Source organism: Acinetobacter sp. Swhac1 (assembly GCF_013390985.1).
GTDB classification, from domain to species: Bacteria; Pseudomonadota; Gammaproteobacteria; order Pseudomonadales; family Moraxellaceae; genus Acinetobacter; species Acinetobacter towneri.
Window position 1 is genome coordinate 1 of sequence record NZ_JACASN010000065.1, and the last position, 4358, is coordinate 4358.

Here is a 4358-nt window from a genome sequence, read left to right on the forward strand (position 1 = left end):
CTGGGCGAAATGCGCCTGGTAAGCAGAGTTTTTGAAATGTAAGGCCTTTGAATAAGACAAAAGGCTGCCTCATCGCTAACTTTGCAACAGTGCCTCGCGGTCGGACTGCAAGTGATCTTGAAGCCACGGGCCCGTCCCACCCCGACATGGACCTCGATGCCCGAACGGACGTTAGATTTCGAGTTCTAGGCGTTCTGCGATGAAGGTTGGATCCCAGCCGGGATTGAAAGTGTCGACGTGGGTGAATCCGAGCCGCTCGTATAGGCCACGCAGGTTCGGGTGGCAGTCGAGCCGCAGCTTGGCGCACCCCTGCGTTCGCGCGGCATGGCGGCAAGCCTCGATCAGCGCGGAGCTGACACCCCGGCCCGCATGTGTCCGTCGCACCGCGAGCTTGTGCAGATATGCGGCCTCCCCCTTGAGGGCGTCGGGCCAGAACTCGGGATCCTCGGCCGACAAGGTGCAACAGCCGACGATGCCGTCGCTGCAACTCGCGACTAGGAGCTCGGATCTCAGGACGAAGGTCTCCGCGAATGTCCGGTCGATCCGCGCGACGTCCCAGGCGGGCGTTCCCTTGGCGGACATCCACGCCGCAGCGTCGTGCATCAGCCGCACAACCTCGTCGATATCACCCGAGCAGGCGACCCGAACGTTCGGAGGCTCCTCGCTGTCCATTCGCTCCCCTGGCGCGGTATGAACCGCCGCCTCATAGTGCAGTTTGATCCTGACGAGCCCAGCATGTCTGCGCCCACCTTCGCGGAACCTGACCAGGGTCCGCTAGCGGGCGGCCGGAAGGTGAATGCTAGGCATGATCTAACCCTCGGTCTCTGGCGTCGCGACTGCGAAATTTCGCGAGGGTTTCCGAGAAGGTGATTGCGCTTCGCAGATCTCCAGGCGCGTGGGTGCGGACGTAGTCAGCGCCATTGCCGATCGCGTGAAGTTCCGCCGCAAGGCTCGCTGGACCCAGATCCTTTACAGGAAGGCCAACGGTGGCGCCCAAGAAGGATTTCCGCGACACCGAGACCAATAGCGGAAGCCCCAACGCCGACTTCAGCTTTTGAAGGTTCGACAGCACGTGCAGCGATGTTTCCGGTGCGGGGCTCAAGAAAAATCCCATCCCCGGATCGAGGATGAGCCGGTCGGCAGCGACCCCGCTCCGTCGCAAGGCGGAAACCCGCGCCTCGAAGAACCGCACAATCTCGTCGAGCGCGTCTTCGGGTCGAAGGTGACCGGTGCGGGTGGCGATGCCATCCCGCTGCGCTGAGTGCATAACCACCAGCCTGCAGTCCGCCTCAGCAATATCGGGATAGAGCGCAGGGTCAGGAAATCCTTGGATATCGTTCAGGTAGCCCACGCCGCGCTTGAGCGCATAGCGCTGGGTTTCCGGTTGGAAGCTGTCGATTGAAACACGGTGCATCTGATCGGACAGGGCGTCTAAGAGCGGCGCAATACGTCTGATCTCATCGGCCGGCGATACAGGCCTCGCGTCCGGATGGCTGGCGGCCGGTCCGACATCCACGACGTCTGATCCGACTCGCAGCATTTCGATCGCCGCGGTGACAGCGCCGGCGGGGTCTAGCCGCCGGCTCTCATCGAAGAAGGAGTCCTCGGTGAGATTCAGAATGCCGAACACCGTCACCATGGCGTCGGCCTCCGCAGCGACTTCCACGATGGGGATCGGGCGAGCAAAAAGGCAGCAATTATGAGCCCCATACCTACAAAGCCCCACGCATCAAGCTTTTGCCCATGAAGCAACCAGGCAATGGCTGTAATTATGACGACGCCGAGTCCCGACCAGACTGCATAAGCAACACCGACAGGGATGGATTTCAGAACCAGAGAAAGAAAATAAAATGCGATGCCATAACCGATTATGACAACGGCGGAAGGGGCAAGCTTAGTAAAGCCCTCGCTAGATTTTAATGCGGATGTTGCGATTACTTCGCCAACTATTGCGATAACAAGAAAAAGCCAGCCTTTCATGATATATCTCCCAATTTGTGTAGGGCTTATTATGCACGCTTAAAAATAATAAAAGCAGACTTGACCTGATAGTTTGGCTGTGAGCAATTATGTGCTTAGTGCATCTAACGTTTGACATGAGGGGCGGCCAAGGGCGCCAGCCCTTGGACGTCCCCCTCGATGGAAGGGTTAGGCATCACTGCGTGTTCGCTCGAATGCCTGGCGTGTTTGAACCATGTACACGGCTGGACCATCTGGGGTGGTTACGGTACCTTGCCTCTCAAACCCCGCTTTCTCGTAGCATCGGATCGCTCGCAAGTTGCTCGGCGACGGGTCCGTTTGGATCTTGGTGACCTCGGGATCATTGAACAGCAACTCAACCAGAGCTCGAACCAGCTTGGTTCCCAAGCCTTTGCCCAGTTGTGATGCATTCGCCAGTGACTGGTCTATTCCGCGTACTCCTGGATCGGTTTCTTCTTCCCACCATCCGTCCCCGCTTCCAAGAGCAACGTACGACTGGGCATACCCAATCGGCTCTCCATTCAGCATTGCAATGTATGGAGTGACGGACTCTTGCGCTAAAACGCTTGGCAAGTACTGTTCCTGTACGTCAGCAAGTGTCGGGCGTGCTTCTTCTCCGCCCCACCACTCGACGATATGAGATCGATTTAGCCACTCATAGAGCATCGCAAGGTCATGCTCAGTCATGAGGCGCAGTGTGACGGAATCGTTGCTGTTGGTCACGATGCTGTACTTTGTGATGCCTAACGCCGCCATAAACGGCGACAGGGTGGCGCGCCTATTGCGCATAAAATGGCGAAGCCATGCGCAACAGGCGCGGAATCTCTGGCGTCCGGTTTGATGGCTTTGTTATGCAAAGGACTAGTCTTCAATGACGTGTAAACCACGGCGCTTTAAGTCCTCCAACGAATCCAACATTCCCCTTATTAATTCAACAGGATGCCCCTCCCAGTCTTCAACAACGCCAACAATTCTCAAGGGTTCGCAGGTTCTATAGGACTGTGTTGGATTACCGGGAAATCTTTTGTTCGTAAGATTCGGATCGTCTTCGAACGGTCCTGTTGGCTCAACTATGTATATGTAGCCGCGACCCTCGAGGCCAGACAGTGACATAGCAAGTTCAGCTCCCCAAACTGCTGGCTCCATCAAGGCTGAAAAGTAGATGTGCTTAAGAATACGACCGTCCTCGAAATGAGAGATGAACCCTGTGGTTAGCAAGTCACCAATCGCCAAATTGGCTTTGGTTCCATGATAGAACGGTCCTTGCACCTGCTTGTAATTATCATGAGAGATGGGAATCCAATCTTTTACCATTTTAAGACCCTTAATTGTTGGGATTTGGCTGCATAACTTTGTTTTAGGGCGACTGCCCTGCTGCGTAACATCGTTGCTGCTCCATAACATCAAACATCGACCCACGGCGTAACGCGCTTGCTGCTTGGATGCCCGAGGCATAGACTGTACAAAAAAACAGTCATAACAAGCCATGAAAACCGCCACTGCGCCGTTACCACCGCTGCGTTCGGTCAAGGTTCTGGACCAGTTGCGTGAGCGCATACGCTACTTGCATTACAGCTTACCAACCGAACAGGCTTATGTCCACTGGGTTCGTGCCTTCATCCGTTTCCACGGTGTGCGTCACCCGGCAACCTTGGGCAGCAGCGAAGTCGAGGCATTTCTGTCCTGGCTGGCGAACGAGCGCAAGGTTTCGGTCTCCACGCATCGTCAGGCATTGGCGGCCTTGCTGTTCTTCTACGGCAAGGTGCTGTGCACGGATCTGCCCTGGCTTCAGGAGATCGGAAGACCTCGGCCGTCGCGGCGCTTGCCGGTGGTGCTGACCCCGGATGAAGTGGTTCGCATCCTCGGTTTTCTGGAAGGCGAGCATCGTTTGTTCGCCCAGCTTCTGTATGGAACGGGCATGCGGATCAGTGAGGGTTTGCAACTGCGGGTCAAGGATCTGGATTTCGATCACGGCACGATCATCGTGCGGGAGGGCAAGGGCTCCAAGGATCGGGCCTTGATGTTACCCGAGAGCTTGGCACCCAGCCTGCGCGAGCAGCTGTCGCGTGCACGGGCATGGTGGCTGAAGGACCAGGCCGAGGGCCGCAGCGGCGTTGCGCTTCCCGACGCCCTTGAGCGGAAGTATCCGCGCGCCGGGCATTCCTGGCCGTGGTTCTGGGTTTTTGCGCAGCACACGCATTCGACCGATCCACGGAGCGGTGTCGTGCGTCGCCATCACATGTATGACCAGACCTTTCAGCGCGCCTTCAAACGTGCCGTAGAAGGCACTGTTGCAAAGTTAGCGATGAGGCAGCCTTTTGTCTTATTCAAAGGCCTTACATTTCAAAAACTCTGCTTACCAGGCGCATTTCGCCCAG

At 56.8% G+C, this 4358-nt stretch carries 6 protein-coding genes; 1 reads left to right on the forward strand and 5 read right to left on the reverse strand.

The window, feature by feature from the left end; genetic code table 11:
* Positions 1-171: 171 nt before the first annotated feature.
* From HX743_RS15520 to HX743_RS15540, 5 genes are all read right to left on the reverse strand, one after another.
* Entirely contained in the window at positions 172-672 is a 501-nt protein-coding gene (locus HX743_RS15520; RefSeq protein WP_000376623.1) for a GNAT family N-acetyltransferase, read from the reverse strand.
* 127 nt (positions 673-799) lie between these two features.
* The gene (gene sul1, locus HX743_RS15525) at positions 800-1639 is read right to left on the reverse strand and encodes a sulfonamide-resistant dihydropteroate synthase Sul1 (RefSeq protein WP_000259031.1); all 840 of its coding nucleotides are present in this window, start codon (positions 1637-1639) and stop codon (positions 800-802) included.
* Positions 1633-1980: a quaternary ammonium compound efflux SMR transporter QacE delta 1 gene (locus HX743_RS15530; protein WP_000679427.1), complete on the reverse strand. Its 348-nt coding sequence runs from the start codon at positions 1978-1980 to the stop codon at positions 1633-1635. The genes sul1 and HX743_RS15530 overlap by 7 nt, the downstream gene beginning before the upstream one ends.
* Before the next feature lie 168 nt (positions 1981-2148).
* Complete coding sequence (aac(6')-Ib, locus tag HX743_RS15535; RefSeq protein WP_033917551.1) at positions 2149-2736, reverse strand: AAC(6')-Ib family aminoglycoside 6'-N-acetyltransferase; 588 nt, start codon at positions 2734-2736, stop codon at positions 2149-2151.
* A gap of 105 nt (positions 2737-2841) precedes the next feature.
* A complete protein-coding gene (locus HX743_RS15540; protein ID WP_001749986.1) occupies positions 2842-3294 on the reverse strand; it encodes an NAD(+)--rifampin ADP-ribosyltransferase Arr-3 in 453 nt (150 codons plus the stop codon).
* Between the two features lie 172 nt (positions 3295-3466).
* Between HX743_RS15540 and HX743_RS15545 the strand changes: the two genes are divergently transcribed.
* The coding region (locus tag HX743_RS15545) for an integron integrase (RefSeq protein ID WP_094762221.1) at positions 3467-4358 on the forward strand (892 nt) is incomplete at its 3' end.

Excerpts from the sequence above, each read along its gene's own strand:
- HX743_RS15520 (WP_000376623.1), bottom strand. The coding sequence starts at position 672 with ATGGACAGCGAGGAGCCTCCGAACGTTCGGGTCGCCTGCTCGGGTGAT.
- sul1 (WP_000259031.1), bottom strand. The coding sequence starts at position 1,639 with ATGGTGACGGTGTTCGGCATTCTGAATCTCACCGAGGACTCCTTCTTC.
- HX743_RS15530 (WP_000679427.1), bottom strand. The coding sequence starts at position 1,980 with ATGAAAGGCTGGCTTTTTCTTGTTATCGCAATAGTTGGCGAAGTAATC.
- HX743_RS15540 (WP_001749986.1), bottom strand. The coding sequence starts at position 3,294 with ATGGTAAAAGATTGGATTCCCATCTCTCATGATAATTACAAGCAGGTG.